The sequence below is a fragment of the Haloarcula pellucida genome (genome assembly GCF_014647235.1).
GTDB classification, from domain to species: domain Archaea; phylum Halobacteriota; class Halobacteria; order Halobacteriales; family Haloarculaceae; genus Haloarcula; species Haloarcula pellucida.
This window is the reverse complement of record NZ_BMOU01000005.1, coordinates 134,570-160,477: the sequence shown is the minus strand read 5'-3', so window position 1 is coordinate 160,477 and position 25,908 is coordinate 134,570. Positions and strand designations below refer to the sequence as shown.

The window sequence follows — 25,908 nt, the reverse complement described above, 5'->3', positions numbered from 1 at the left end:
TACACCCGTCCATGGAGACAGAGGGGCAGTTCTCGCCGACGACAGTCGCCGAGGCGCGTGACCGCTACGAGGCGTTCGGCCCGACCGCACAGGTCGTGGTCAAGGAGGTCGCGAAGGCGATGGGGCTGGACGCCGAGGAGTACAGCGAGCGAGTCACGGGCGAGGTGGTCGAGACGGCGCGTGACGTCCTCTTCGCCGAGTCGCTCGCCGTGACCGTCGGGACGACCGAGGAGTTCGAGTCGTGGCGGGCCGACGCCGACCACGACGTGACCGTCGTCGGGTCCGAGAACGTCGACAACGTCGTCTGGCACGCGCCGCCGTTCGCCGACGAAGCGGTGGCGGCGACCTTCCAGTCCGAGCGCCGGGCCGCCGTCGGCACCCTCCGACGACAGGCCTTCGGTCGCATCTACAGCGAGGTCGTCTGATGCGGACGGTCACTCGCAACTTCGTTCTGGGCGTGGCCGTCGTCGTCGTCCTCTTGCTGGCGCTGGGGGCTCTCCCGAGTTACCTCAAGAGCGGCGACCCGTATTACCTCACCGCGACGGCCGAAGGGAACGCCACGGCCCTCGACGGGAACGCCAGCGCCGTGAACGCCAGCACCCTCTCGGCCCAGCGGTATCCCTTCACGACGGCGGCGCTCGAAAACGCGACGGCCAACGGGAGCGACGGGACCGGCCAGTCCGACCCCTACTGGCGCGGCCCCGTCGGACTGAAAGGCGCGTTCACGCACTCGCCGTTCGACGAACTCGACGCCCTCCGCCAGCGAGTGCCCGAGGCCGCCGCCGACGAGACGGTACTGGTCCGACACGACGGTACGCTTTACCGCCTCGCGGTGACACAGCAACCATGAGCCGAGAGCCGACCTACGACTGGCCCGTCGTCGAATCGGAAGCCGAGTACGAGACCGGGTGGTACACCGGCGGCTACGACCGCGTGCGCCAACCCGACGGCTCCGAGAAGGACTACTACTGGGCCGAACTGCCAGACGCCGTCGTCGTCGTCGCGCGCACGGGCGAGGAACTCGTGATGGTCGATCAGTTCCGCCCGACCATCCGCGAGCAGTGTCTGGAACTCCCCGCCGGCATCGTCGAGGACGGCGAGTCCTACACGACAGCGGGTGCCCGCGAACTCCGCGAGGAGACGGGGTTCGAGCCGTCCGGCGTCTCGTTGCTGGAGGACTTCTGGTGTTCGACGGGCGTGTTACGACACCGCCGGGGTATCGTCTTCGCGGAGGGACTAAAACCGGTCGACCGAGACTTAGACGACAACGAGTTCCTCTCGGTGACGACCGTTCCCATCGAGGACGCTCTGGCAGTTGCTCGCCGCGAACCGGCCAACGACGCCACTATCGAGGGTATCCTGCTCGCACAGGCCGAGGGCTTGCTGTAGACCGCTGTGTGCGAGCGCCCACCCGCGTCCGGTGAACGTTTAGGCTTCGACCGCTAGCAGTCGCACATGGACGGCGAAATCGGGAGCGATGAACTCCGGTCGCTACTCGACGACGAGGACGCCCGCGTCGTAGACATCCGCCCGCCGGCGGCCTTCCAGCGAGGCCACATCCCCGGCAGCGAGAACGTCCCGTTCCAGTCGCTCGTCGACGAGGTCGAACGGTTCGAGGGTGCGGACCGCGTCGTGACGGTGTGTCCCCACGGGAAATCGAGCGTGCAGGCCGCTCGCCTGTTGGCCTCCTACGAGGGGTTCGACGGGACGGTCGAGAGCTTCGAACCCGGCCTCGACGGGTGGGACGGACCGCTCGAAGACGCCGCGTCGGCGGAGACGGCCGAAGCGGCGGCCGACGAAGGCCCGGACGCCCCGTTCTGAGGCAGGCCGTCTCGGCATCCAGACGGCGCTCGTGACAGGCCCACACAGCGGAACAACGTCTTCGAGCGACTGGAACGGGATACTAGGGCGTCGGCCCACTCGTCGTCGCGCTTTCGCTCGGCGACGCCGGCCTCCAGTCGGTTTCCGATGCGGTGACAGTCCGCGGCGGAACGCATCCGGAGCTCTCGGGAGTGTCCCATAGGCTATTGGGGGCGGTTTCGTCCGGAGTGTGACAGGTCGGTGTCGGGTTCCCGTCCCGCCGTTTTCCAGCCGAAGCGAGCGGGTCAGGACCGGAACCGGATCGCCACCGTCGTCGCACCGCTTTCCGTCTCCTCGACGGTGACGGCCGGTAGCACCGCTGCGAGGCGGGACGGGAAGCGCGCAGAGAGGGCCGAGAACCGCCTGCGAACGAGCGTGTAGCCACCCGCGACGGCGACCAGCCAAAACAGCGCGGCCTCGACCGTCGACCCGGACGCTGGCGAGCGTATCGCAGTGGCGGCGGCGACGAGTGCCAGGAGCCAGTCTTCGGGTGCGCCGGAGTAGCGCACGTACCGTCGCGGGCGGTGCCACGCGCCGAGCGCGTGGTTGTACACCGCCCGTTCGGTGGTCGGGTTCCACGGTTCGGCCTCGACGCTCCCGGCAAGCACGTCCGAACAGGTGTGGACGGCCGCCGACCCGACGAGGACCGCCGCGAGGAGGAGCGTCCCGGACGGTGCAACGACGTAGCCCACGGCCAGGAGGAACGCGAGCACGCTGTAGCCGACCGGGTAGTGGAGGGTCTTCCGGTGGTCGGCGACGATGTCGAGGTCGGGCAGGATACCGCCGAGGAAGGCGACCACGAGGAGGGGCAGGGCTACCGTATCGGGTAGCGCGGGCGTAGCGAGGGCCACGAGCGCGACGCTCACGGCCCCGTGGGTCAGGGCCATCATACGCCTATTGAGAGCTATATGCGGCTCCGTTGGCATAAGCTGGGCGGACGTCAGGTGACGCGTTCGAGGCCAGCGACGATGCGGTGGCGGACCGCGTAGGCGACGACCGACCCCGCGGTCAGGAGCGTCAGGACGAGTGCAGCGGTGCCGAGGGCGCCGTCGGCGACCTGGGTGCCGGCGTAGGCCACCGCGAGGAAGGAAGGCGTCCGCCCGACGACGACCAGCGTGAGGAAGGTTCGGAGACGGATGTCGGTCAGCCCGGCGACGAAACAGAGGACGTCGTCGGGGAACGTCGGGAGCAAGAAGAGGACGAACAGTCCGGAGACGCCGGTCCGAGCGACGAACTCGTCCCAGCGGTCCAGCGCGGCGGGGTCGACGACTCGCTCGACGTAGGGTCTACCAAAGCGGCGAGCCGCGACGAACACGAGCGTGCTCCCGAGAACGACGCCGGTCATGCTGTAGCCGGTGCCCCGGAGGGTTCCAAAGAGGTAGCCGCCGACGCTGGCGAGCACCTGCCCGGGAATCGGCGCGAGAACGACCTGTGCGGTCTGGAGCGCGAGGAAGGCGAGCGGTGCGAGCACGCCGAAGGCGGCGATACGAGCCCTGACCCACTCGGGGTCGGTCAGGCCGGGGACGGCGAGACGGAGCGCGACGGTGACCGCGACGAGGGCTCCGACCAGCACGAGGGTCCGGACGATGGCGTCACGACGGGCCACAGCGGACGCGAACACCCGGCCGTCGTCAGCGTCGTCACTGTCCACCATCGTCAGCGGAGCGAGGGCGTCTTGGAGCGGGCGTTCGCCACGAGTTTCCTGACGTACTGCCACGTGGAGGTACGGCGGCCCACGGCGGCGGTCCGGCCGGCCCGCATCGCCGCGACGACTGCCTCGGGCGTGCAGGCGGCTCCGGGCTCGAGTTGGACTTCGGTCGCCGCCAGCCCGATACCACTGGGCCGGTGGGCGTCGCTCCCGCCGAACGCGGGATACCCGTGCCGTCGGGCGTAGCGTTCGGCCTGTTCGTTGCGGAAGTTCACGAGGGTGTGGGCGTTGTACACTTCGACGCCGTCGACGTCGTCGATGGTGGTCGCGTTGGCGCCGTGTCGGGACCGTTGGAACGGGTGCGGGACGACGGCGACGCCGCCGGCCTTGCGCACCCGTTCGGCCGTCTCGGCGAGCGAATCGCCCGCTGGCGGGGCGTCCTCGACGCCGATAGCCAGCAGGTGCCCGTCGGCCGTCGAGACCTCACAGCCGACGACGGCGGTCACCGACGACTCGGCGGCGAGGTCGGCGACCACATGGGCACCGTCGACCGTGTCGTGGTCTGTGACGACGACGCCGTCGAGGCCGACGGCCTCGGCCCGTCCGAGGAGCTCTTCGGGGAGTGTCTCCCCGTCGTAGGAGGCCGTAGTGTGGAGGTGCGTATCGATCCGAACGGTCCGGCCGGTGGCCTCGCTCACAGGTAGCCCCACTCCAGCGCCAGCGCGAGTCCCGCGGCGACGAGTGCGCCGAGGCCGGCCAGCGCGTGGCTCACGTCGGTCTTGTATGCCTTGTAGTCCGAGACCATCAGCGGGCAGACGGCGGCGACGACCAGTCCAGCCAGCCAGCCGTTCCACGGGGCCACGAGCGTCGCGAGGAAGTAGTTCGCGACGACCACGAGGTTGGTGTGGACCACCGTCGTCCCGTGGTAGTAGCTCGCGCCCTCGTCCGACCCGAAGCCCTCGCTGCTGTGGCGGATGAGCCTGAGGCCGCCAAAGGCCAGTATCAGAAAGCCGACGACGAGGCTCGCGAGGTCGTTGGGCGCGATGGCGACGTGATACAGCAGCGCTCCCGGCACGACGTACGCGAAGATGTCGATGAACGAGTCGACCCGGCGGCCAAACGGCGAGGAGACGCCGGTCCGCCGCGCCCACCAGCCGTCGAGTTTGTCGAGTAGAAACGCCCCGAACATCGCCAGCAGCGCCCAGTTCGGCTCGCTTCGCAGGAAGAGCAACGCGCTTCCCCAGCCGACGAACAGTGCGCCGAGGCTGATGTAGTCCGCGCCGGTCAGCCGTGCCAGTACGTCCGTTCTGTCGCCCCGCTCGCCGACCACGCGGTCCGCCGCGTCGACCCGCTCTCTGACTCCTCGGAGCGCTTTACGCAGTTCCCCTGACATGGGCGTGTGAGAGAAACGGCCCGCTCGACGTATAAATCCACTCCGAGAATTATTTACTTGGGAGGAATCTATATATCTATGGTCCGGTCTGTTCCGGTTCAGGTCGCTCGGACGCTGTAGTGCGAGAGCGGGCCGACCCGGACGTAACGGTGGTCTCGGACCACGTCGAACCCGTGGGCGGCGAACAGCGCCCGCGAGGGAACGTTGTCACGAGCGACCAGCGCGCTCGCCCGTGTCGCCCCGCGTCCGTGTGCCCAGTCACAGGCCCCGACGACGAGTGACGAGGCGACACCGCGCTGCCTGTGGTCGGGTGCCACGAAGACGCGACGGAGGTAGGCCCCCTCGAACGACCGTCGGCGTTCGAGCGGTGCGATGGCGTGGGTCGCATCGAGCGAACAGAACAGGTATCCGAGCGGCGTTCCGCCCTCGAACGCGCCGAGGACGACTTCGCCGTCGGCCAGTTCACCCACTGGCGCGCCGAGTTCCGAGACGCGGGCGGGGTCACACACCTCGACGGACACTGACTCGCTTCCGGACGGGTCGACGGCCGCAGGGTCGGCGACGTACTCCGACAGCAGCGTCGCCGTCACGCCCGCCGCAGCCAACCGGTCGTAGACGGCACGGCCGTAGCGGTTCCGCGTTAGCCGCCAGAGTTCCACCATCTACGTCGGCGCTCAGTGGGACGGGATATAAACGCTCGGGTCGCCCACCGGCGGCACCGCTCACGGTATCGGACGGTGGCTCGGTCGGAAACGCCTCGTCACGAGAGGGTCAGCGAGACGTCTACGCATAGATTCGCTAGGCGTCTCGGAGAGTTGGTGGCTCAGGGGAAGCTATCTTCACAAAGGGCTCTGCGGGGGTAACATTTCGTCATTGCCACCATCGGGGGATAGCCTGCCACCGGTGAAAAACTCGTTCATCGACCGGTGGAGCAGGTCGACCAGGACTCGTCCAGCGTGTGTACGGTTCTGAGTCACCGAGCCTGCTACAGACCGGGGGACTCAATCTACTCTCTCGGAGCTCGGGGTGTGATGGCAGTGGCAAGCCAAGAGGCGGGACGGATGGGTCGGTTCCACGTCGGGTCGTTCGCCCCATCCGTGACGAAGATCACGACGCGATACCGGTAGCGCTCGACGAACCGGCCGTCGGCGTCGACCCCGACTCACGCGGAGCGTTCTACGACCTGCTGTACGACCTGAACGGCGAGCGGCTCACACTCTCCGCATCGAACACGACATCGGCGTCGTGACCGCTGGATGCCGTATGTTATCAGTTCTGAATACTGGCCCGCGAACTTGATATCTGTGTGTCATAGTGGTTGGGGGTATGGGTGCGAAAACAGCGAACATAGGTATTTTCGGCCGTATCCTCGTGTACGTGGGTGTGGTTCCGATCTGGATCGAACAGCGGCTTCCGGACGTCCTCCGGCGGAGTTTCGGTGCTCGGATCTTCTGGCTGGCCGCCATGTCGATCGCTATCGGACCGGCCCTCGCCGTGCTACTGTTCGACGACGTGTTGCTGGCGGCCGGATTCATCTCGCTGATCGTCGCCATCACCGGGTTTCTGGGCTACTGTGAGATGTACCGCACGCTACGAGCCATCAACGCGAACATTCGACGGGTCGACGACGGTGAGTTCGACATCTCGTTCGAAACCGACCGAATCGACGAGGTCGGTGAGACGTACACGGCCCTCGTCGACACGGCGGCGTCGCTCGGCGAAACGATCGAGGAGTCCCGAGAAGCACAACGCACGGCCGAACGAGCACGCGAGGAAGCCGAACGGGAGCGCGAGCAATCGGCGGCGCTCGTCGACCACCTCGAAGCCAAAGCCAACGCGTACAGCGAACGCATGTCACGGGCCGCCGACGGCGACCTCAGCGTCCGCTTAGACGCCGATAGCGAGAACGAGGCGATGATTCAGATCGCCAGCGCGTTCAACGAGATGCTGGCGCACGTCGAGTCGACGATACAGGAGATTCAGGGGTTCGCTCAGGAGGTCGCCGACGCGAGCGGGCAAGCAAACGCCGGGGTCCGCGAGGTCAAGCAGGCGAGCGAAGACGTGAGCGACTCGATTCAGGAGATATCGAGCGGAACGGCCGAACAGCGTGAGATGCTCGACGAGGTGGTGGGCGAGATGAACGACCTGTCGGCGACAGTCGAGGAAGTCGCCGCCTCCGCACAAACCGTCGCCGAGACATCGCACGAGATGGCCACTATCGCGGACGACGGGGAGACGACCGCCCAGCAGGCGATCGAAGACGCTCGGGACGTACAGGACTCGATCAACACGACCGTCGACAACATCGAAGCCCTCGACGAACAGATGGTCCAGATCGGTGAGATCGCTGATCTCATCAGCGACATCGCCGATCAGACGAACATGCTGGCGCTCAACGCCAACATCGAAGCCGCCCGCGCCGGACAGAACGGTGGTGACGGGGACGGCGACGGATTCGCGGTCGTCGCAAACGAAGTCAAAGAACTGGCTCAGGAAACCCAGACGTCCGCAAACGAGATCGAACAGCTCATCGCGGACGTACAGAAACAGACCGAGCGAACGGTCGAGGAGGGGCGGACGGCCGAACAGAAGATGCGCGACGAAGTCGACGCCGTTCGAGACGTCGTCGACGCGTTCACGAAGGTGGCGGCGACCACCGAGAAGACCGACAGCGGCGTTCAGGAGATAAGCGACGCGACCGACGACCAAGCCGCAAGCGCCGAAGAAGCGGTGGTGATGGTCGAGGAGGTGGCAGGCATCAGCGAGACGACGGCCGCCGAGGCCGAAGACGTCTCCGCGGCGGCCGAGGAACAGGCGTCGTCGATGACGCAGGTCGGTTCGAACGTCGAGTCGCTCACCGACCAGGCCGAGCGCCTCCAGACGCTGCTCGACCGGTTCGAAGTCGGCGGCGCGGCCGTCGCCGCCGAATCGAGTACGAACACGGTTATGCGCGACGGTGGCCGCCACGAATAGCCGTCTGACACCGTATGAGCACCCAGCGGGTCGGCGAACGCGCCCGCCGACGGCGGCGAGTCCGCCCGTTCCCGCCACCTACCGTTCGTCGGGGCCACCGAGTAATACTGGTGGCTGTAACAAACTGAAGTAATTCGCCACCCCGGAGTGGCGAATATCTTTACGAACTTACAGCTACCAGTATAACGAGCGGTGGCTCCCTGCGTGAGTCGTAGACCGGATCTCAGTGAGGACCGCATGCCGTCACTACCGTCGACGTCCCCGCTGATTCTGACTGAGAATCTGTCCGCGGGTGATATCGAGCGAGATATGAGCGATACGTTCGGCTCAATAGCTAGCCGTACCGGTATTGTTCTTTTATAGACGACTAGATCCATCGTAGCCGAAAATACCCCTATTATAAACGGGTTTAATACTCCTTCGGCCTGTTTCAGGTGATGACGCAGGACTCAGAGATGCTGTCTGACCGCGTTTCGCGGCGTAAGTTCATCGCGGCCACAGGGGTAACGGGTGCGGCAGCCATCGCCGGTTGTTCGAGCGGCGACGGCGGTAGCTCCGACGGTAGTAGCTCCGACGGGGAGTCCACGGAGAGCATGGAGAACACCGAGAGCACCGACAGCGGGAACGAGTCGGGTGACGTCTCCGCACTGGAGTCCGGTGGCTCCTCGACGGTGTACCCTATCATGAACACCGCGGCGTCCTACTGGAACGCCAACCGCCCGGCCAGCGACTCCGAGTACTGGCCCCACGGCGAGTACGACATAGATACGGACAAGAACCTCGCCGACTACTGGGGCGGCCTCTACGGCTTCGAGGCCGGCGGCGACGACGGCCCGCCGTTCCAGTTCACGGTCGGTCTCTCCCACTCCGGGACCGGCGTCGAGAAGGTCATGAACGGCCAGCACGACATCGGGAACTCCTCTGGGAACGTCGAGGACGAACTCCCGGACCGGGACTCCTACGACAGCTTCGTCGACCACGTCGTGGGCGTCGACGGCCAGCCGCTCGTGGTCTCCCAGGAGATCGCCGACGCCGGCATCGAGAAGATCACCGGCGACCAGCTGAAGGACCTCTACAAGGGCGAAATCACCAACTGGAGCGAACTCGGTGGCCCGAACAAGGAGATTCAGGTACTGGGCCGCGTCAAGGGCTCGGGGACCCGCACCTCCTTCGTCTCGAACGTCTTCGACAACCCCGAAGAGGACACGCAGGTCGCCAACCGCTACGGCCAGAACCAGCGCCTCGCACAGGCCATCGCACAGGCCGACAACGCCATCAGCTACCTCGCGCTGGCGTTCATCAACACGGACGGCCTCGCCCCCATCGCACTCGAATGGGAAGGCACGACCTACAGCTATCAGGACGACCAGAACGGACTCGACTCCAAGGCCTACCCGCTCTCGCGTGACCTACACTGCTACACGTGGGAGGGCACCTCCAAGAAGGAGGCCGCGGTCATCAACATGGTCCTCTCCGACTTCGGGCAGGACCTGTTCGTCAAGCCGAACAACTACTTCGCGCTCGGCAAGCGCCGCCAGAAGGAACAGCGGAACAAGCTCCCCAGCCAGGCGTAAGCAGCCACGGCGCGGACACGGCTGCCGGGGAGACAGGACGCCGACCGCACCGGTTTTTGATACAACGATATGATAGACGACGTACGTACGAACACACGAGAGACGATCCTCGGCGGGGACGCGACAGAGGGGTCACTGCTGGCAGTCGGCGCGTCGGCGGCGACGCTCGCGGCGACGATTCTGGTGTTCCTCTTTCGTCCGGCCATCGCCGTCCCGATGGTCGGCGCGTTCATCTTCGTGACCGCACTGGGGTGGGTCACGTACCAAGCCGAGATAGCACGATTGCTGACGCTAATCGCCACCGTGCTGACGGTGTTGACTGTCACCTTCATCACTATCTTCCTCTTTGCCAGCGCCTTCCCGGCGTTCGTCGAACACGGGCTGGGGCTCTTGCTCGTCCCGATTCAGGGCGGGGAGGTTCGCTGGTTCTTCTGGCTCGACGCCGTCCTGCCGACCAGCACGAGCTACTGGAACCCCGCCGGCGGGGCCTATTCGCTGATTCCCGCCATCTGGGGGACGGTGATGGTCACGCTCATCGCGGGCGCCATCGCCGGACCGCTGGGTCTGTTCGGCGCGCTGTTCATCGCCGAGGTGGCCAGCGACGGACTGCGCGAGATAATCAAACCCGGCGTCGAGGTGCTGGCCGGGATTCCCTCTATCGTCTACGGCTTCATCGGCTTCCAGGTGCTGAACGGCTTCGTCCAGCAGTCGTTCCTCGACGACGGCGCGAGCTTCCTCATCGCGGGCGTGGTCGTCGGCGTGATGGCGCTCCCGACGGTCGTCTCCGTCGGCGAGGACGCCCTCTCCAGCGTCCCCGACGCGATGGGTGACGGCTCCATCGCGATGGGCGCGACCCGCTGGCAGACGATGAAGAGCATCTCCATCCCCGCCGCGTTCTCGGGTATCTCCGCCGGGGTCATCCTCGGACTGGGCCGGGCCATCGGCGAGACGATGGCTGTCGCGGCCATCATGGCCGCCGGCGTCGGCCTCGCGAACCCGCTGTTCGACGTCTTCGACGCGAGCGCGACGCTGACGAGTCTCATCGCGGTCAACTACGGGAGCGCCTCGGAGAGTACGGTCGACGTGCTGTTCGTCGCGGGCGTGATGCTGTTCGTCATCGTCGCGGGCATGAGCGTCGTCTCCCAGTACATCGAGCGCCAGATGCGCGAGAAACTCCGGGGTGAAGCATGAGCGAGGGATACGCTACCGAGACGACGCTGGTCAACGCGGAGTCGAACGTCTACGACCGGGGCCTCGACGCCGCCATCGGCCTCAGCGTCCTGACGTTCGCGCTCGGGATGGTCACGCTCGTCGACGCCGTCCCGCTGAGCGCCAGCGGCGCGGCGCTGGGCGAGTCGCTCGGGCTGATTCTTGCCGTCGTCGTCGGCGGCGTCGGCATCGTCGGCGTCTCCTCGTGGGCCAACGTCACGCCGGTCGAGTCCCAGCGGGTCCGCGGCATCGCGCTCGGACTGGTCGTCAGCACGCTCGGTCTGACGGTGCTGGCCTACGCGGTCCCGGTGACGCTGGCGACGCTGCTGGGCCTCACGCTCGTCGTCGAGGCCGTCGCCGTCGCCGTCGCTGGCGTGGCCTCGCGCGTCGAGACGGTCGACACCAGCCCGAACACGAGCGCCGGCTTGCTCGCTGGCGTCGTCTTCGGCGCTCTCGGGCTGACTCTCGGGGCCGCTATCGGCGGTTCGCTCGTCGGCTTCGACTCGCCGGCGTGGGTCGCCGTCGCGCTGGGTGCCGGACTGGTCCTCTCGGCCCTGACGGTCCTCCCGCGCGAGGACGTCGGGTCGACGATTCCCGCGGCGCTCGTCGTCGGGACGCTCGGCCTCACTATCGCGACGGCCGTCGTCGGCGTCGGCTGGCAGTGGAACCCCCAGTCGCTCTCCGGCGGGTTCACCGGTGGCGCGGTCATCCCGATTTTCGTCCTCGTCGGGGCGATTCTCTCGTCGTGGTCGGCCGCGAAGTGTCGGGCCGGCTTTGGCGCCCGCGGGCGCGAGTTCGGTGCCTTCCTCGTCATCAATCTGAACGTGTTCCTGATGGTCGCCGTCATGGCGACCATCGTCGTGTTCGTGACGGTGAAAGGCGTCGGCTACGCGCTCCACGGGTTCACCATCGGGGCGCTCTCGGCGCTCGTCCTGCTCGCGCCGCTGCTCGTGGTCGTGGTGAACGCCGCACGGACGCCCGCGGGGACGGACGACTGGCACACCGGCGCGCGCCAACTGTTCCGACTCCTGCCGCTCGCCGCCGTGGGCTCGGTCGCCGCCGTCCTCCTGTCCGTACTCGTCACCGGCGACCGACTGGCCTACCCGTTCACCTACTCGGTACAGGTCAACCGGGCCCAACAGTCGCTCGACACCGCAATCGCGGTGACGCCGGAACCGACGGTCGGGTCGCTCCTGCTCGTCGCCCCGGCGCTGTTGCTGTCCGTCTACTTCTTCCGGACGTACGGCTCGCTGCGGAACGTCGGCAGTCGCGTCGGGTGGGCCGAGACGATTCGACAGACCCTCCCGCTGGCCGTCGCGGGAACGGTCGCGCTGACCGGTCTGTTCCTCCTCGTCGGCCCGCGACCGCTCGGCCTCCCGCTGGGTGGGACGCTCGGCGTCGCCGTGGTCGTGCTGGCCGCCGTCGCCGCCGTCGTACTCGCGGCCCTTCCGCTGGCCGGCGTCCTCGCCGGCGAGGGGACGCTGGCCGACCGCGCACAGGATCGCGCGACGCTGTTCACGCTCGGGGTGTTCGGCAGCCTCGCCCTGCTGACGTCGGCCCTCTTCCTGCAGGCGACGGCGACGGTCACGCCCAGCGTCGGTCCGGTCAACGTCGTCCCGGGCGTCGCGCTGGCCGGCGCCGTGGCTGCGAGTGCCGCCACGGCGCTGGTCGCGTACGCGAAACGCCAGTCCGGGGAGACGCTCCAGCGACGCTTGCTGGGCGAGGAGATAGCCCTCGGCCTGACCGGCGTCGCCGGCTTTCTGACCCTGCTGGGGCTTCACGTCGCCGTGACGAAGGTGTCCTTCACCGTACTCGGTGTCAGCGTCGCCAACGCCGGGACGCTCTCGTGGCCGATGACGATGCAGACGTACATCCCGCTGGGGACCGAACCCGGCGGCATCTTGCCCGCCGTCGTCGGCACGGTGTGGTTGGTCACCGGCGCGACGCTCTTTGCGGTGCCGCTGGGTGTCGGTGCGGCCGTCTTCCTCACCGAGTACGCCGAGCAGGGCCGCTTCACCGCGCTGGTCGAGATCGCGACCAACGCCCTGTGGTCGACCCCGAGCATCGTGTTCGGTCTGTTCGGGGCTGCCTTCCTCATCCCCCGACTGGGCGGCGACGAGTCTCTGCTCGCGGGGATGCTCGTCCTCGGGTTCATGCTCCTGCCGCTGGTGCTGATCACCAGCCGCGAGGCGGTCAAGTCGGTCCCCGACGAGTATCGGGACGCGAGTGCGGCGCTGGGCGTCTCCCAGTGGGAGACGATCAAGAGCGTCGTCCTGCCGGCCGCGATGCCCGGCGTCATCACCGGCGTCATCCTCGGCGTCGGCCGTATCGCTGGCGAGACGGCTCCGCTCATCCTCGTGTTAGGATCCACGCTGAACGCCACGGAGTCGGCACAGGTGCTGGACGGCTTCCGCTTCACCGCGCAACCGCCGTTCGTCGCCAACGACGCGCTCCTCTCGGCGTCGGCCTCGTTGCCGACGCAGGTGTGGGCGGTCATCGCCGCCGGTGTCAGCGGCTCCCCGTCGATGGGGTGGGCGTCGGCGTTCGTCCTGTTGCTGGTCGTACTGACCTTCTACGCCGTGGGTATCACGGCGCGGACCTACTTCCGGAGGAAACTAACCCATGAGTAACGCGCTTAACGACAGCGAGACGAAGCAGACGACAGAGGGTACAGACACGCAGCCGACGTCGACCACGACGGCCGGCGAGACCGAAGAGCGGGTCCGCGAAGCGTGGACCGACTACGACTTCGCGGGCGACCCGAAGCTCTCGGTCGAAGATCTGAACGTCTGGTACGGCGACGACCACGCACTGAAGGACGTCTCGATGGCCATCCCGGAGAACTCCGTGACGGCGCTCATCGGCCCATCTGGCTGTGGGAAGTCGACGTACCTGCGGTGTCTCAATCGGATGAACGACCGCATCAAGGCCGCCCGAATCGACGGCTCGGTCGAACTCGACGGAACGGAGATCTACGACCCGAACGCCAACCTCGTCGAACTGCGCAAGCGCATCGGCATGGTGTTTCAGTCACCCAACCCCTTCCCCAAATCCATCCGGGAGAACATCTCCTATGGCCCGCGCAAGCACGGCGACATCGAGAAGGGACTACTGGCGCGCCTGTTCGGCCGCGACGACACCGCCGAGGAGGACGAACTCGTCGAGCGCTCGCTGAAACAGGCGGCGCTGTGGGACGAGGTCAACGACCGACTCGACGACAACGCCCTCGGTCTGTCTGGCGGCCAGCAACAGCGACTCTGCATCGCTCGCTGTCTCGCCGTCGACCCCGAGGTCATCCTGATGGACGAACCGGCCTCGGCGCTGGACCCGATCGCCACCTCGAAGATAGAGGACCTCGTCGAGGAACTCTCGGAAGAGTACACCGTCGTCATCGTCACGCACAACATGCAGCAGGCGGCCCGTATCTCCGACCAGACGGCCGTCTTCCTCACCGGCGGGGAACTCGTCGAGTACGACGACACGGACAAGATATTCGAGAACCCCGAGAGCCAGCGCGTCGAGGACTACATCACCGGGAAGTTCGGGTAACTGCGCCGGCGCGCCGTCGTCCGGCGCACCGACCACGACCGTATCGTTCCCCACGCAGGGCGTCGTCCCGTCGCGTGGGTGTGACTATCACGACACACGCGACCGATGGAAACACGCAAGATACAGCAGGTCGGCGGCGGCACCTACACCGTCTCGCTCCCCAAGGAGTGGGCCGAAGTGGCCGGCATCGAGACGGGGTCTATCGTCGACCTCCACACGCACATCGACGGGGTCCTCGTCATCCAGCCACAGGAACGCGACCGGGAGACGACGGGCCGCCTCACCCTGACGGTCCCGCACGCCGACTCCACGTGTATCGAACGCGCCCTCCGTGCGGCCTACGCCGCGGGCGTCGAAGTACTCGAGTTCGACGCGCCCGACGAGTTCAGTGACGAGCAACGGCGCGCCGTCGAGCGCGTCACCCGGACGCTGACTGGCGTCACCGTCACCGAGTCGACGGCGACGACGATGACGGTCCGGACGCTACTGGACGCCGACGAGGTGTCCATCACGCAGTCGGTCCGCCAACTCCAGTTCGTGGTGCTGTCGATGCACCGCGACGCGACGGCCGCCCTGACCGGCCCGACGGCGGTGGACAGTCCCGCTGACAGGGACGACCAGGCCGACCGCCTGTACGCCATGGTCGACCGCTACTTCGAGCGCGGACTGGCCCGCTTCGACGAGATGGACGCGCTCGGCCTGACCCGCTCTGAACTGTTCGTCTGCTGGGTCACCGCCCGGGAACTCGAACGGGTCGGCGACCACGCCGAGCGTATCGCGCGGACGGCCGAGGAACTGGACGGCCGCATAGACGACGCGACGGCCGAGGAGATTACCGACCTCGCGGCGACGGCCCGCGACATCGTCGAGGACGCGGTCCACGCCATCGTCGGCGACGCGGGCGTCGACGCCGCTCGCGAGGCCCTGCACGCCCGTGACGCCCTCAGGTCGGACATCGAGGCGCTCGACCGTCGCCTCTTCGAGTCGACGGACGCCGCGTACCGACTGACCCACGTCCTCGACAGCATCGGTCGGACCGCCGAACACGGCGGGAACGTGGCCGAACTCGCCCTCCGGACCGCCATCCGCGACGGTGAACTGAGCGAGCACGTCGGCGACGCGACGGTCGAAGGGCAACTGGCGGAGTGAGTCCGTCGACCGAAACCGCCGGTTTATCCCCGTTGCGGTGCGTACATCACCCGATGACCGTACACCACGAGGGGGTGACCGTCGACTGGCTCGGGTACGCCACTATCCGTATCGCTGGCGACGACACCGTCGTCTACACGGACCCGGGACGCTACGGCGTTCTGACCGGGGAGTGGGAGCCGTACGAGGACGGCGTCGGTCACCCACCGAGCACCGACTACCGCCCTGGGGACGCCGACATCGTCTGTGTCACGCACGTCCACCACTACGACCCGGACGGCATCGAGCGCGTCGCCGGCGAGGACACGACCATCGTCGCCTTCGAAGGTATCGACGGCCGAGACGTCGAACGGGACCTGCCGCCCATCGTCGACTTACCCTACGAGGTCCGGCAGGTCGACGCGAAAGCACAGGTGACCGTCGACGACGTCCCGATATGGACGACGCCCGCACACAACGAACCCGACGGCCCGCACACCCTCCCCGACGGGTCGCCGTACCACCCCGAAGGGTTCGGCTGTGGGTTCATGGTCAGCGTCGACGGCACGCGCGTCTACTACCCCGGTGACAGCGACGTCCTGCCGGGCCACCGCACGCTCGACACCTCGCTGTTCTGTCCCCCTATCGGCCCGCGAGCGACGATGGACCGCCACGAGGCGGCCGCCCTCGCCGCGACTATCGAACCGCGTCTCGTCATGCCGGTCCACTACAACACCTTCTCGAACCTCGAAGCCGACGCCCGTGAGTTCGCCGCCGACGTGGCCGAGGCCGGCGTCCCCGTCGTCCTAGACGAACAGTAGCGAGGTTCTGAGTGAAACGAAGAACCTCGAAGCGAAACGGCGAACGAAGTGAGCCGGAGAGCAACAGCGAGGGGCTGGACGAAGTGAAGCGCCTCGGAGAAGCGCAGCGGTGACCGACGTGAACCGCGAGCGAAGGAAGCGGTCCTCGAAGCGAAACGGTCCGGCCGAACCAGCGCCAGACGTTTCTTCCCGGCCCACGCATCGGTGCTATGCCCTACGCCGACCTCTCACAGCCGATTCGATCGGGGATGCCCGTGTTCCCCGGTGACCCGCCGGTGTCCGTCTCGCCCCACGCCACCGTCGAGGCCGACGGTTACCGCGTCTCCAGCGTGGACTGCGGCAGTCACACCGGCACGCACGTCGACGCGCCGAGTCACACGGAAGCCGACGGCCGGACCGTCGACGACTTCGCCGTCTCGCGGTTTGCGTGGGACGCCGTCCTCGTGGACCTGCGCGACCGCGACCCCCGTGGCCGAATCCGCCCGGCGGACCTCCCGGCGGTCGAGGCCGACGTCGTGGTCCTCCGGACGGGGTGGGACGCCCACTGGGGGGACCCCCGGTACTTCGAACATCCGTTCCTCACCCCCGACGCCGCCCGTCACTGCGTCGAACACGGCTACGACGTGGCAATCGACGCCCTGAACGTCGACCCGACGCCCACCGACGCGGCGGCCGCCGACGAACCCGAGGGGTTTCAGGCCCACCACGAACTGCTGGGGAACGACTGCCTCGTCGTGGAGAACCTCGCGAACCTCGCGGGCCTCCCCGACCGGTTCGAACTGCTCGCGATGCCGCTGCAACTCGCCGGCGGCGACGGCGCGCCCGTCCGAGCGGTCGCCCGCTACGACTGAGCGTCGTCCCACGTGGCCCACTCTCGGTGGGCGGCGGCCACAGCCTCGACTTCGGCGGTGTTCAGTCGGCCCTGTTCGGTCACGACGGCCGTCACCGCGTCCGCCGGCGTCACGTCGAAGGTCGGGTTCACCACCGCTAGGTCCGCGTCGCCGTCGTACACCTCGGCGGCGTCGCGATGTTCGAGGTCGTAGTCGGCCGTCGCCGCGACTTTGTCGCTCGACGCGACGATCAGACACTCCGCTCCCGCCTCCGTCGCCGCCAGCGCCGCCCCGCGGGTCCCGGCCTTGTTGACGACGCGGCCGTCGGGGAGTACTCGGTCGGCACCGACGAGGACGGCGTCGGCGTCCCAGTCGTCGAGTTCGAAGGCCAGCGCCGCGTCGGTCGTCAGCGTCACCGCCGTCGCATCGGCCAGTGACTCGGCGACGCCGACGCCCTCGCCGCCCGGCCGGGACTCCGCGACGAGTACGGCCTCGGGGTCCGCCATACGAATCGCCGTCTCGACGGTGCCCGACCGCGAGAGCGTCGCCACCCGGTCCGGGAGCGCCCGGGCGGCCAGTTCGGCGGCCTCCCGGTCGGCGTCGACAGCCTGTCCGATCGCCCGGCGTGTGGCCGTCTCGACGGCCTCGGGCGTCCGTTCGTCGCTCGCGGCCAGCATGACGCGGTTCACGCGGTTCGCGAGGACGGCCATCGAGGGGCGGGCGTCCCGGAGTCCTCGTGCGAGCGATGCCAGTGCCGTCCAGTCGTCCCCGTCGCGGTCGGCCGATTCGAGTTCGTCCGTTCGGCCCTCTGTGGCCAGTGCGGCCTCGTCCCGCAGGGCTTCGAGGGCGCGCACCGAGAGCCACGCCGACCCGCGGGTCCGGTCGTCCCGAACCGTCGCCACGCGGGGCCGCACCCGGTCGTAAGCGGTCCAGAGGCGCGGGACCGTCTCGCGGCGCAGTATCTCGGGCGGGTGGACCCACGCCGTCTCGGTCGTCTCCTCGTTCGTCTCGACCGCCCGCGAGTCACAGTCGAACAGGAACGGGTGGACGACCCACCGGGTGTCGCGGTCGGCGTCCTCGACCGGAAACGGGTCGCCGCTGGTGACGAGCCTCACGGCGTCGGCGAGGCCGGTCTCCTCGGCTATCTCGGCCCGCGCGGCCGTCTCGGGGTCGCGCTGCTCACCGCTCGCGTCCGCGACGTGTCCGGCGACGCCGCCCCAGCGACCCTGATACGACCCGACGGCGTCGCTCCGGCGGAGGAGCAACACCTCGCCGTCGTTGCGGAGGAACGCGGTGACGACTGCCCGTTCGTCCATGCGTTCCCGTTGGCTCCCGGTCCCAATCAAACCGGAGGCCGTCACAGGTCGACGGCTTCGACTCGCTGTCGACAGAAGTGACGGCGAATCTATATCATTTGGCGGTCCGTCTGTGCCGACGTGGCAGACACGACCCCGAACTTCGACCTGCTGGCCGGCGAGTTCGGTCGCCGCCCCCGCGCCGCCGTGTTCCTCTACCCCGCCGACGACGCCGTCTACGACGAGTGGGTGGACGACGGGCCGGTGGCCGAGGCGGTCGTCGACGGCCTCGACCAGTTCGTCGAGTACGGCGCGCTGGGCGGCTACGCGGCGTTCACGCTGGCGGAATCGGAGCCGTTCGTCGCCGACGACGGCGGGGCCGAGTACGACGACGCCACGAAGGCCGCGTTCGTCGACGCCTTCGAGGCGTACACGGAGCGACACCCGGAGCTGTGTGGCGCTCGCGGCCTGCACTACGGCGTCGCCGGTGGCTTCGACGGTGGCGGCGGGTTCAGCGCCGACGAACTCGACGAACTCGCCTTCAGTACGAACTGCCGGATGGTCGTGGGGACGGCCTCCGAGGACGCCGCCCGCGTCGAGGCGTTCACCAAGCAGGAACTCGGGCATGCGCTCGTCAGCTACCGCCACCTCGCGGAGACGAGCGTGCTCGTCGAGAACGGCAGCCACATGCACGAACACGACACGGGCGTGGTCTACCCCTCCGGCGAGGTGTCGCCGATGGCGGTGACCTACCACGACAGCCACGCCGCCCACGGGCCCTGTGGCAACGGCCGCCTGCACTTTCGCGGGTACAACCCGAACTACACCGACTGCACGAAGATGGCTGTCAAACGCACGGCCGAAGCCGTCTTCGGAGGCGAGGGATGAGCGACGACCCGGTCAGCGTGACGCGGCGCGACGTCGTCCGGACCGGCGGCGTCCTCGGCGGGAGTTCGCTCCTCGGCGTCGTCGGGACGGCGTCTGCGGGGACCACGACGCGGGTGGTCGAAGTCGCCGCCGAGTTCGCCGTCGACGCGCCCGAAGACGTCCGTCTCCGAACACTGCACGTCGACGGCGCGCCGCCCTATCGAGTCGCGACCGACGACGGACTGCTCGTCTCCGACCCGTACGGACCGCTGACGGCGGCCGACCGGTCGCTGCTCGACGACGCGGCCTTCGTCGTGCGGGACGCCGTCGGCGTGGCTGCGTCGGGCGACCGCCTCGCGACGACGCTCACCGCCCGGGACGAGACGGTTCGGCGACTCCCGAGGCGATTGGCACCCGACTACCGGGCCGCCTACGCGGTCCGACTGGCCGCGCCGCTCGACGTCCGCGTCCCGTCGGTCACCCGGGTCGGCGAGGCGGCCCGCGTCACGCTGGGGTCCGACCGCTACCGCGTCCCGCCGGGGGAGACGCTGACGCTCGAACGCCCGGAACGCACGGTGACCGTCGAGCGTCGGACCGTCCGCGAGGCCGACGGGGCGTCGGGACTCGCAGCCGACACGGGCGACCCGGCGGCCCTCGCGGACGTTCCCCCGGCCGTCGAGACCGGCACCGCGGAACTGCACACCGCCGTGACGCCGGTGGTCCGGGTCCGCAACCTCGGCAGACTGACCGTCGAACACGGTCGGCGCTGACCGACTACAGCGCGTCGAGCAGTTCGTCCACGTCGCCCTCGGTGTTGAACGCGTGGACCGACGCTCGGACCGCCTCGGGGTAGGGGAGGTGCCGGACGACGATTCCCTCCCGAGCGAGTCGCTCGGCGGTCGCTTCGGGGTCCTCGGCGGCGAACGTGACGAGACCGGACTCGTACTCCTCGGGACTCAGCAGTCGGTCGCCGAGGCCGTCCTTCAGGCGGTCGGTCAGCCGTTCGACCCGGCGCTGGACGGTATCGATGCCCACTGACTCCATCGTCTCGATGGCCGCTGCGAGGGCGACGTAGGGGGCCGGCGAGGTGGTCCCGACCTCGAACCGGCGCGCGCCCTCGTGGTAGGTGTACGTCTCGGCAGCCGAGTCTTCGACGCTCCGATAGCCGATGCGGGTCTGGCGGAGTCGGTCGTGGGCCGCCGGGTCGACGTACAACATCCCCGCGCCCCAGATTCCCAGCAGCCACTTGTGGCCCGCCGCCACCACGAAGTCCGCGCCCCACTCTGTCACGTCGACCGGGTGCTGGCCGACCGACTGGACGGCGTCGACGAGCACCTGTGCCCCGGCGTCGTGGGCGACGTCGACCACCTCGCCGACCGGCAAGCGGGTGCCGTGAGTCCACGTCAGCGAGCTTAGCACGACGAGTCGGGCGTCGTCTATGGCCTCCGTCAGGTCGCCCGTATCGAGGCGTCCCCGTTCGGTCTCCAGCACTCGCACCTCGATGTCGTGGCTGTCTGCCAGTCGGTCCCACGGCAGGGTCCCGGCGGGGTGTTCGAGGTCGGTGCGGACCACCACGTCGCCGGGTTGCCAGTCGATGGCCCCCGCGACGAGGTTGACGCCGTCGGCGGTGCTCCGGGTGAACGCCACGTCCGCGGGACGCGCGCCCAGATGGCCGGCGGCGACCTCCCGGGCGGCGGCGATGGCGTCCCACGCGACGGCGTACGGCCCGTCGCCGGCGGGCGCTTCGAAGGCGTGGCGTTCCAGAAAATCCGTCGCCGCCCCGACGACGGTCCGAGGACTCGGGCCGCTCGCACCGGTGTTGAAGTAGGTACACCGGTCCAGCGCGGGTATCGATGCACGAAGTGCTGCAGGGTCCATACGCGGTGGAAGCACGCCGGCGTCTTGAGCGCTGTGCCGGGAACACCCCGGAGTATTAGACGACTCTAAAAATTAGATTAGAACAAAACTGTTATTTAGTTTGCCACCACTCTCCTCTTTCATGTCGAACCACGACGGTCAGCGCAGCCATAGTCGACGAGTGTCCAGACGGAAGGCCCTCGCGGCCGGCGGTAGCCTCCTCGCGACGGGGCTCGCCGGCTGTATCGGCGACAGCACGGGTCGGTCTGGCGGTGCCGAGAGCGGCGCGGGACAGGCCGACACGGGGGACGGACCCGTCGCAGTCGCTTCCTTCTTCAGTTTCTACGACTTCGCACGGACGGTCGCGACGGACACCCCGATTACGGTCGAGAACCTCATTCCGACGGGGCTCCACGGCCACGGCTGGGAACCGAACGCGAGCGTCACGAAGGACATCGTCGACGCGGACGCGTTCATCCACGTCGGCGAAGACTTCCAGCCGTGGGCCGACCGGGCCATCCAGACGCTCGAAGACGACGACGCCGATACGCATCTCATCAACGTCCGCGAGGGTATCGAACTGGTCGACCTCGCGGCGACGCTCGACCGTGAGGAGGAGGGCGTCGGCGCACAGCGGGGCAAGGACCCCCACTTCTGGCTGGACCCCGAGCGGGCCGCCCAGTCGGTCGACAACATCACCGCGGGGCTCGTCGAACTGGCTCCCGACCACGCCGAGACGTTGCGGAGCAACGCCGAGCAGTACAAATCCGAGGTCCTCCAGCGCATCGACGCGGACTACCGCGCCATCTTCGAGGCGGCCGACCGCGACGTCGTCCAACTCGCGGCCCACAACGCCTTCCAGTACATCGGCGTCGCCTACGGCGTCCGAATGCGCCCGCTCGTGACGAACCTCGCCGCCAGCGGCGACGTGAAACCGTCCGACATCACGGAGGCCAAGCAGGTCATCGCCGACAACGACATCAGGTACATCGCCAACGGCGTCTTCGAGTCCCGAAAGCCCGCGAAACAGTTGCTCGCAGAGACGCAGGTCGAGGCGTACTTCCCGGTGACGCCGTACGCGGGCGTCCGCGAGGCGTGGGTCGAGAACGACTGGGGGTACGAGGAGATAGCGTACAACATCAACATGCCCACCTTCGAGGTGGTCCTCGGGAACACGCCGCCCGCGGAGGCTGGCGACGACGGTTGGGCCGACGAGTGGAGGAACTTCGAATGAGCGACGCCGACCCCGTCGTCGAACTCGCGGACGTGGGGTTTGGCTACACCAGCGCGCGCGTCGTCGAGGACATCTCGCTGCGTGTCGGCCCCGGCGAGTACGTCGCCGTCGTCGGTCCCAACGGCTCCGGGAAGTCGACGCTCATGCAACTCATGCTCGGCCTCCTGCGCCCCGATTCGGGGACCGCTCGCCTGTTCGGTGAACCGGCCCACGCGTTCGACGACGGCGCTCGCATCGGTTACGTCGCCCAGCACGCAAGCGCCTCGAAGGAGATGCCAATCACTGTTCGGGAAGTCGTGCGGATGGGCCGATACCCGCACGTCGGATTCGGCCGTCTCTCGGCAGCAGACCACCGAATCGTCGATCAGGCGCTCGACACCGTCGGCATGTACGACTTCGCGGACCGACGCGTCACGCAACTGTCGGGCGGCCAGCGCCAGCGCGCGTTCATCGCCCGTGCGCTCGCCAGCGACGCCGACCTCCTCGTGCTGGACGAACCGACCGTCGGCGTCGACGCCGAGTCGGTCGACGCCTTCTACGGCCTCCTCGAATCGCTGCACGCCGACGGTATCACCGTCCTGCTCATCGAACACGACCTCCGGGCCGTCACGGAACACGCCGCCCGCGTCGTCTGTCTCAACCGCGAGATATACTTCGACGGCCCGACCGACGAGTTCGTCGAGAGCGACGCGCTGGCCCGGGCCTTCGGGACCGCGATGCCGGTCGGGGGTGACGCCTGATGGACGCCCTCGCGGTCCTCTTTCAGTCGACTCCGACCGACGCCGTCCTCTGGCCGCTGTACTGGCTGCTCAGCCTCTGGTCGGTGTTCATGTCGTGGCTGGGGAGCGTGACCGGCCTCGAACTGTTCCAGTACCAGTTCATGCACCGCGCCGTCCTCGTCGGTCTCTGTATCGGGGTGATGGCACCGCTCATCGGGACCTTCCTCGTCCACCGGCAACTCGCGCTCATCGGCGACGCGCTGGCACACACGGCCTTTGCCGGCGTCGCCGTCGGCCTGTTTCTCAACGCGGTCATCGACCTCGGCGTGTCGCCGTATCTCACCGCCGTCGTCGTCGCGATGCTGGCGGCGTTGCTCATCGAACTCATCTCCGAAGCGACCGACGCGTACAACGACGTCTCGATGGCTATCGTGCTCTCGACCGGATTCGCGCTCGGGACGGTCCTCATCAGCCTCAACGCGGGCGGCCTCGCCGTCGGCATCAACCAGTATCTGTTCGGCAACCTCTCGACGGTATCCGCCGAGAACGCCGCGATACTGCTCGTCCTGTTCGGTATCGTCGTCGCCACTATCGCGGTCACGCGCAACCAACTGCTCTACGTCACCTTCGACGAGACGGCCGCCGCCGTCTCGGGCCTCTCGGTCGGGTGGTACAACCGGCTGATGGTGATGCTGACCGCGCTCGTCGTCGTGGGCGCGATGCAGATAATGGGCGTCATCCTCGTCGCCGCGATGCTCGTCGTGCCGGTCGCAAGCGCGGCACAGGTCTCCCGCAGTTTCCGCTCGTCGCTGCTCACGTCCGTCGTCCTCGCCGAACTCGCCGTCGTCCTCGGCATCGGCGTCGCCTACTACGGCGAAGCGACGGCCGGCGGCGTCATCGTCCTCGTCGCGGTCGCGATATACGTCGTCACCGTCCTCGCGGGCAAACTCCGGACTCGCCTCGGGGACACCACCGCAGCAGACGTCGACCGAATATCCGCCGACGACACCGACTCGACCGCTGACTGACTCGCTTTGCCTCTCCTCGACGGGCCCTCAGGCAAGCGCCGTCGCGACGGCCCCGCCCAACGCGACGCCGACGAGCGCCACCGCCAGCGTCCCACCGGCGTACAGCGCCGCCTCGCGCGGGTGTCCCAGTTCGGCCAGTCGCACCGTCTCGAAGGCGAACGAGGAGAACGTCGTGAACGCCCCGCAGAAGCCGGTGCCGACTGCCAGTGTGACCGACTCCCCGACCGGGGCGGCCACGAGGGCACCCAGCAGGACGCTCCCCAGTACGTTGACGGTCAACGTGTCCGCCCGGTTCCGTTCGAGGCGCGTCCCGACGAGGTGCCGGCCCAGCGCACCGGCCATCCCGCCCAGACCGACGAGTAACAGTGGGTTCACGACACCCACCTCGCGACGAGACGGCCGAGGACGACGCCGAGGAAGGCCAGCGCGTAGTTGGCCGCGACGTTCCCGACGGCCAACGTCGGTGGCAGTCCGCTCGTCTGGACGGCGAACGTGCTGTAGGTCGTAAACGAGGAGAGAAAGCCGGTGCCGACGACCAGACGCGTCTCCGCCGAGAGGGCGTCCGCGAGGTGGGCCTCGTACAGCAACACCCCGAGCGCGAAACTGCCGACGACGTTGACGAGGAGGGTGCCGACGACGGCACCGCCGACGGCCCCCAGTCCCGGGGCCGCTACCGAGATAGCGTGGCGCATGACCGCTCCGACGAACCCCCCCAGCGCGACCAGCAGGAGCGGTTCTGCCCGCGAGAGGGCGTGGGGTCCGGTCATTACCGGCCCCTCGCGACGGCCCTACTCGTCAGTTGTGATGTGGACTGGTGGTTCCGTGGCCCGCTCTCACCCGCTCGGAGACACGCGGGCTCTCGCCGCCGTGGGACGTCCGCCGTTCGCGCACCTGCACGTGGTGGACCGACTCGGTCACGTCGTCGACGACCAGCGCCGCCCCCGTCTCCGCCGGGAGTCGCCGCTCGATACCGCCGTCGAGGTAGGTCGGTCGCGCGTCGGTCAGTGCGGCCACGTCGGCCTCGCTCGTCAGTCGGTGCGCCAGCAGGAGGTCGGCCTGTGAGACGGCGACGGGCGGCAGGGCGCTCGGGCGCTGTGTCGCCAGCCAGCAACTGACGCCGGGGTGGCGCCCTCGCGTCAGCAGGCGTTCGAGCGCCCGGCCCGCGACGCCGTCGGTGAAGGCGTGGGCCTCGTCGACGAGCAGCCACGGGAGATGCCGCGTCTCTCCCGCGACTCGGGTGTCGTACAGCGTACTGGCGACGGCCGCGAGGACGGCGTTCGCCGGCGCATGGTCGACGCCCGAGAGGTCGAGTACCGTCACGCTCCCGCCACAGAGGCGCTCGGACGACAGGCCCGCCGAGTCGAAGACGTCCCACGAGGCGGCGAGCGCGAGGTGGTTGCTCGCGGCCCGCCGCGTGGCCCCATCGGCGTCGCTGTCTTCGACCCACGCCGACATCTCCGTCAACGTGTCGCGACGGGCCGCCGCCTGCCAGACCAGCGCGCCGGCCCCGCTCTCGGGGTCGAGACCGAGCAGCGCACACCACAGCGACGGGTCCAGCGCGGTTGCCCTGACTCGGGGGTCGACCACCGTCGCATCGATATCGGCCGCGGAGAGCGGTGCGAACGCGCCCATCGGGTCCGCGACGACTGGCGAGACGCCGTCGGTGTCGGCCAGTTCTTCCAGCAAGACGCCCAGCGTGTACGTCTTCCCCGACCCCCGCTTGCCGACGATCAGACCGGCGTGTGGCCGGTCTAGGTCCACGTCGACGGGTGCACCGTGACTCCCGTCCCGCGCCCGGTAGTGTCCGAGACGCGCCGTCGGGCCCTGTTCTCGCTCGCGTCCGATGACGACCATGCCGTCGCTGGCCGCCCGCTCCCATTTGAACCTCTGTCCGAGGGTTCAAGTGTGGAGCCGGGACCACGC

General features: G+C 68.3%; 28 protein-coding genes. 18 read left to right on the top strand and 10 right to left on the bottom strand.

Translation table 11 applies throughout. From position 1 onward, the window contains the following. Positions 1 to 11 precede the first annotated feature (11 nt). The 4 genes from IEY28_RS15375 (at position 12) to IEY28_RS15360 (ending at position 1,821) form a co-directional block, all read left to right on the top strand. The gene (locus IEY28_RS15375) at positions 12 to 425 is read left to right on the top strand and encodes a DUF5809 family protein (protein WP_188999651.1); all 414 of its coding nucleotides are present in this window, start codon (positions 12 to 14) and stop codon (positions 423 to 425) included. Next, positions 425 to 850, top strand: coding sequence for a hypothetical protein (locus IEY28_RS15370; protein ID WP_188999646.1), 426 nt, complete (start codon positions 425 to 427; stop codon positions 848 to 850). Before IEY28_RS15375 ends, IEY28_RS15370 begins: the two co-directional genes overlap by 1 nt. Continuing rightward, positions 847 to 1,389: an NUDIX hydrolase gene (locus IEY28_RS15365; RefSeq protein ID WP_166967955.1), complete on the top strand. Its 543-nt coding sequence runs from the start codon at positions 847 to 849 to the stop codon at positions 1,387 to 1,389. Before IEY28_RS15370 ends, IEY28_RS15365 begins: the two co-directional genes overlap by 4 nt. Before the next feature lie 66 nt (positions 1,390 to 1,455). Beyond that, the gene (locus IEY28_RS15360) at positions 1,456 to 1,821 is read left to right on the top strand and encodes a rhodanese-like domain-containing protein (RefSeq protein ID WP_166967957.1); all 366 of its coding nucleotides are present in this window, start codon (positions 1,456 to 1,458) and stop codon (positions 1,819 to 1,821) included. Positions 1,822 to 2,105: 284 nt separating this feature from the next. Here the strand turns inward: IEY28_RS15360 and IEY28_RS15355 are convergent, their stop codons facing one another. From IEY28_RS15355 to IEY28_RS15335, 5 genes are all read right to left on the bottom strand, one after another. Continuing rightward, positions 2,106 to 2,747: a metal-dependent hydrolase gene (locus tag IEY28_RS15355; RefSeq protein ID WP_229783162.1), complete on the bottom strand. Its 642-nt coding sequence runs from the start codon at positions 2,745 to 2,747 to the stop codon at positions 2,106 to 2,108. 53 nt (positions 2,748 to 2,800) lie between these two features. Further along, positions 2,801 to 3,514 (bottom strand): TVP38/TMEM64 family protein, encoded by a 714-nt coding sequence (locus IEY28_RS15350; RefSeq protein WP_188999641.1) that lies wholly within the window; start codon positions 3,512 to 3,514, stop codon positions 2,801 to 2,803. Between the two features lie 2 nt (positions 3,515 to 3,516). Next, positions 3,517 to 4,206: a CehA/McbA family metallohydrolase gene (locus IEY28_RS15345; protein WP_229783161.1), complete on the bottom strand. Its 690-nt coding sequence runs from the start codon at positions 4,204 to 4,206 to the stop codon at positions 3,517 to 3,519. Further along, on the bottom strand, positions 4,203 to 4,901 hold the full coding sequence (locus tag IEY28_RS15340) for a CDP-alcohol phosphatidyltransferase family protein (RefSeq protein ID WP_188999636.1): 699 nt from the start codon (positions 4,899 to 4,901) through the stop codon (positions 4,203 to 4,205). Before IEY28_RS15340 ends, IEY28_RS15345 begins: the two co-directional genes overlap by 4 nt. A 98-nt stretch (positions 4,902 to 4,999) precedes the next feature. Then, positions 5,000 to 5,563 carry a GNAT family N-acetyltransferase gene (locus IEY28_RS15335; protein WP_188999633.1) on the bottom strand — a complete coding sequence of 188 codons (564 nt, stop codon included), beginning with the start codon at positions 5,561 to 5,563 and terminating at the stop codon, positions 5,000 to 5,002. A gap of 296 nt (positions 5,564 to 5,859) precedes the next feature. Between IEY28_RS15335 and IEY28_RS20695 the strand changes: the two genes are divergently transcribed. From IEY28_RS20695 to IEY28_RS15290, 9 genes are all read left to right on the top strand, one after another. After that, positions 5,860 to 6,150, top strand: coding sequence for a hypothetical protein (locus IEY28_RS20695; protein ID WP_220639411.1), 291 nt, complete (start codon positions 5,860 to 5,862; stop codon positions 6,148 to 6,150). 134 nt (positions 6,151 to 6,284) lie between these two features. After that, complete coding sequence (locus IEY28_RS15325; protein WP_229783160.1) at positions 6,285 to 7,874, top strand: methyl-accepting chemotaxis protein; 1,590 nt, start codon at positions 6,285 to 6,287, stop codon at positions 7,872 to 7,874. Between the two features lie 437 nt (positions 7,875 to 8,311). Next, positions 8,312 to 9,448, top strand: coding sequence for a substrate-binding domain-containing protein (locus IEY28_RS15320; RefSeq protein ID WP_188999628.1), 1,137 nt, complete (start codon positions 8,312 to 8,314; stop codon positions 9,446 to 9,448). 69 nt (positions 9,449 to 9,517) lie between these two features. Beyond that, positions 9,518 to 10,639: a phosphate ABC transporter permease subunit PstC gene (gene pstC, locus IEY28_RS15315; protein ID WP_188999625.1), complete on the top strand. Its 1,122-nt coding sequence runs from the start codon at positions 9,518 to 9,520 to the stop codon at positions 10,637 to 10,639. Continuing rightward, the gene (gene pstA, locus IEY28_RS15310; RefSeq protein ID WP_188999622.1) at positions 10,636 to 13,287 is read left to right on the top strand and encodes a phosphate ABC transporter permease PstA; all 2,652 of its coding nucleotides are present in this window, start codon (positions 10,636 to 10,638) and stop codon (positions 13,285 to 13,287) included. The genes pstC and pstA overlap by 4 nt, the downstream gene beginning before the upstream one ends. Beyond that, complete coding sequence (gene pstB, locus IEY28_RS15305) at positions 13,280 to 14,206, top strand: phosphate ABC transporter ATP-binding protein PstB (protein ID WP_188999619.1); 927 nt, start codon at positions 13,280 to 13,282, stop codon at positions 14,204 to 14,206. The genes pstA and pstB overlap by 8 nt, the downstream gene beginning before the upstream one ends. A 105-nt stretch (positions 14,207 to 14,311) precedes the next feature. Then, positions 14,312 to 15,355 (top strand): phosphate signaling complex PhoU family protein, encoded by a 1,044-nt coding sequence (locus IEY28_RS15300; RefSeq protein WP_188999616.1) that lies wholly within the window; start codon positions 14,312 to 14,314, stop codon positions 15,353 to 15,355. A 53-nt stretch (positions 15,356 to 15,408) separates the two neighbouring features. Further along, positions 15,409 to 16,155: an MBL fold metallo-hydrolase gene (locus IEY28_RS15295; RefSeq protein ID WP_188999609.1), complete on the top strand. Its 747-nt coding sequence runs from the start codon at positions 15,409 to 15,411 to the stop codon at positions 16,153 to 16,155. 209 nt (positions 16,156 to 16,364) lie between these two features. Further along, positions 16,365 to 17,006: a cyclase family protein gene (locus IEY28_RS15290; RefSeq protein ID WP_188999604.1), complete on the top strand. Its 642-nt coding sequence runs from the start codon at positions 16,365 to 16,367 to the stop codon at positions 17,004 to 17,006. On the opposite strand, the gene IEY28_RS15285 is transcribed toward IEY28_RS15290, so the two are convergent. Next, the gene (locus IEY28_RS15285; protein WP_188999602.1) at positions 16,997 to 18,301 is read right to left on the bottom strand and encodes an eIF2B alpha/beta/delta subunit family protein; all 1,305 of its coding nucleotides are present in this window, start codon (positions 18,299 to 18,301) and stop codon (positions 16,997 to 16,999) included. The two genes, IEY28_RS15290 and IEY28_RS15285, sit on opposite strands and share 10 nt — an antisense overlap. Positions 18,302 to 18,421: 120 nt before the next feature. Here IEY28_RS15285 and IEY28_RS15280 point away from each other — a divergent pair, with 120 nt between their 5' ends. After that, positions 18,422 to 19,168: a hypothetical protein gene (locus tag IEY28_RS15280; protein ID WP_188999597.1), complete on the top strand. Its 747-nt coding sequence runs from the start codon at positions 18,422 to 18,424 to the stop codon at positions 19,166 to 19,168. Then, a complete protein-coding gene (locus tag IEY28_RS15275) occupies positions 19,165 to 19,917 on the top strand; it encodes a hypothetical protein (RefSeq protein ID WP_188999593.1) in 753 nt (250 codons plus the stop codon). Before IEY28_RS15280 ends, IEY28_RS15275 begins: the two co-directional genes overlap by 4 nt. 4 nt (positions 19,918 to 19,921) lie before the next feature. Here IEY28_RS15275 and IEY28_RS15270 read toward each other — a convergent pair whose 3' ends face one another. Further along, on the bottom strand, positions 19,922 to 21,025 hold the full coding sequence (locus IEY28_RS15270; RefSeq protein ID WP_188999589.1) for an aminotransferase class V-fold PLP-dependent enzyme: 1,104 nt from the start codon (positions 21,023 to 21,025) through the stop codon (positions 19,922 to 19,924). 121 nt (positions 21,026 to 21,146) lie between these two features. Here IEY28_RS15270 and IEY28_RS15265 point away from each other — a divergent pair, with 121 nt between their 5' ends. Genes IEY28_RS15265 through IEY28_RS15255 form a run of 3 tightly spaced genes read left to right on the top strand, consistent with a single transcriptional unit; the run spans position 21,147 to position 23,985 of the window. Then, positions 21,147 to 22,238 (top strand): metal ABC transporter substrate-binding protein, encoded by a 1,092-nt coding sequence (locus IEY28_RS15265; RefSeq protein ID WP_188999585.1) that lies wholly within the window; start codon positions 21,147 to 21,149, stop codon positions 22,236 to 22,238. Further along, entirely contained in the window at positions 22,235 to 22,978 is a 744-nt protein-coding gene (locus IEY28_RS15260) for a metal ABC transporter ATP-binding protein (RefSeq protein WP_166967993.1), read from the top strand. The genes IEY28_RS15265 and IEY28_RS15260 overlap by 4 nt, the downstream gene beginning before the upstream one ends. Next, on the top strand, positions 22,978 to 23,985 hold the full coding sequence (locus IEY28_RS15255) for a metal ABC transporter permease (protein ID WP_188999582.1): 1,008 nt from the start codon (positions 22,978 to 22,980) through the stop codon (positions 23,983 to 23,985). The genes IEY28_RS15260 and IEY28_RS15255 overlap by 1 nt, the downstream gene beginning before the upstream one ends. A gap of 27 nt (positions 23,986 to 24,012) precedes the next feature. Here IEY28_RS15255 and IEY28_RS15250 read toward each other — a convergent pair whose 3' ends face one another. From IEY28_RS15250 to IEY28_RS15240, 3 genes are read right to left on the bottom strand one after another with little or no spacing between them, the layout of a single operon-like run. Continuing rightward, entirely contained in the window at positions 24,013 to 24,360 is a 348-nt protein-coding gene (locus IEY28_RS15250; RefSeq protein ID WP_229783159.1) for a fluoride efflux transporter FluC, read from the bottom strand. Continuing rightward, positions 24,357 to 24,752: a CrcB family protein gene (locus tag IEY28_RS15245; protein WP_188999576.1), complete on the bottom strand. Its 396-nt coding sequence runs from the start codon at positions 24,750 to 24,752 to the stop codon at positions 24,357 to 24,359. The genes IEY28_RS15250 and IEY28_RS15245 overlap by 4 nt, the downstream gene beginning before the upstream one ends. 28 nt (positions 24,753 to 24,780) lie before the next feature. After that, positions 24,781 to 25,839 (bottom strand): ATP-binding protein, encoded by a 1,059-nt coding sequence (locus IEY28_RS15240; protein WP_188999572.1) that lies wholly within the window; start codon positions 25,837 to 25,839, stop codon positions 24,781 to 24,783. Between the last annotated feature and the right edge of the window lie 69 nt (positions 25,840 to 25,908).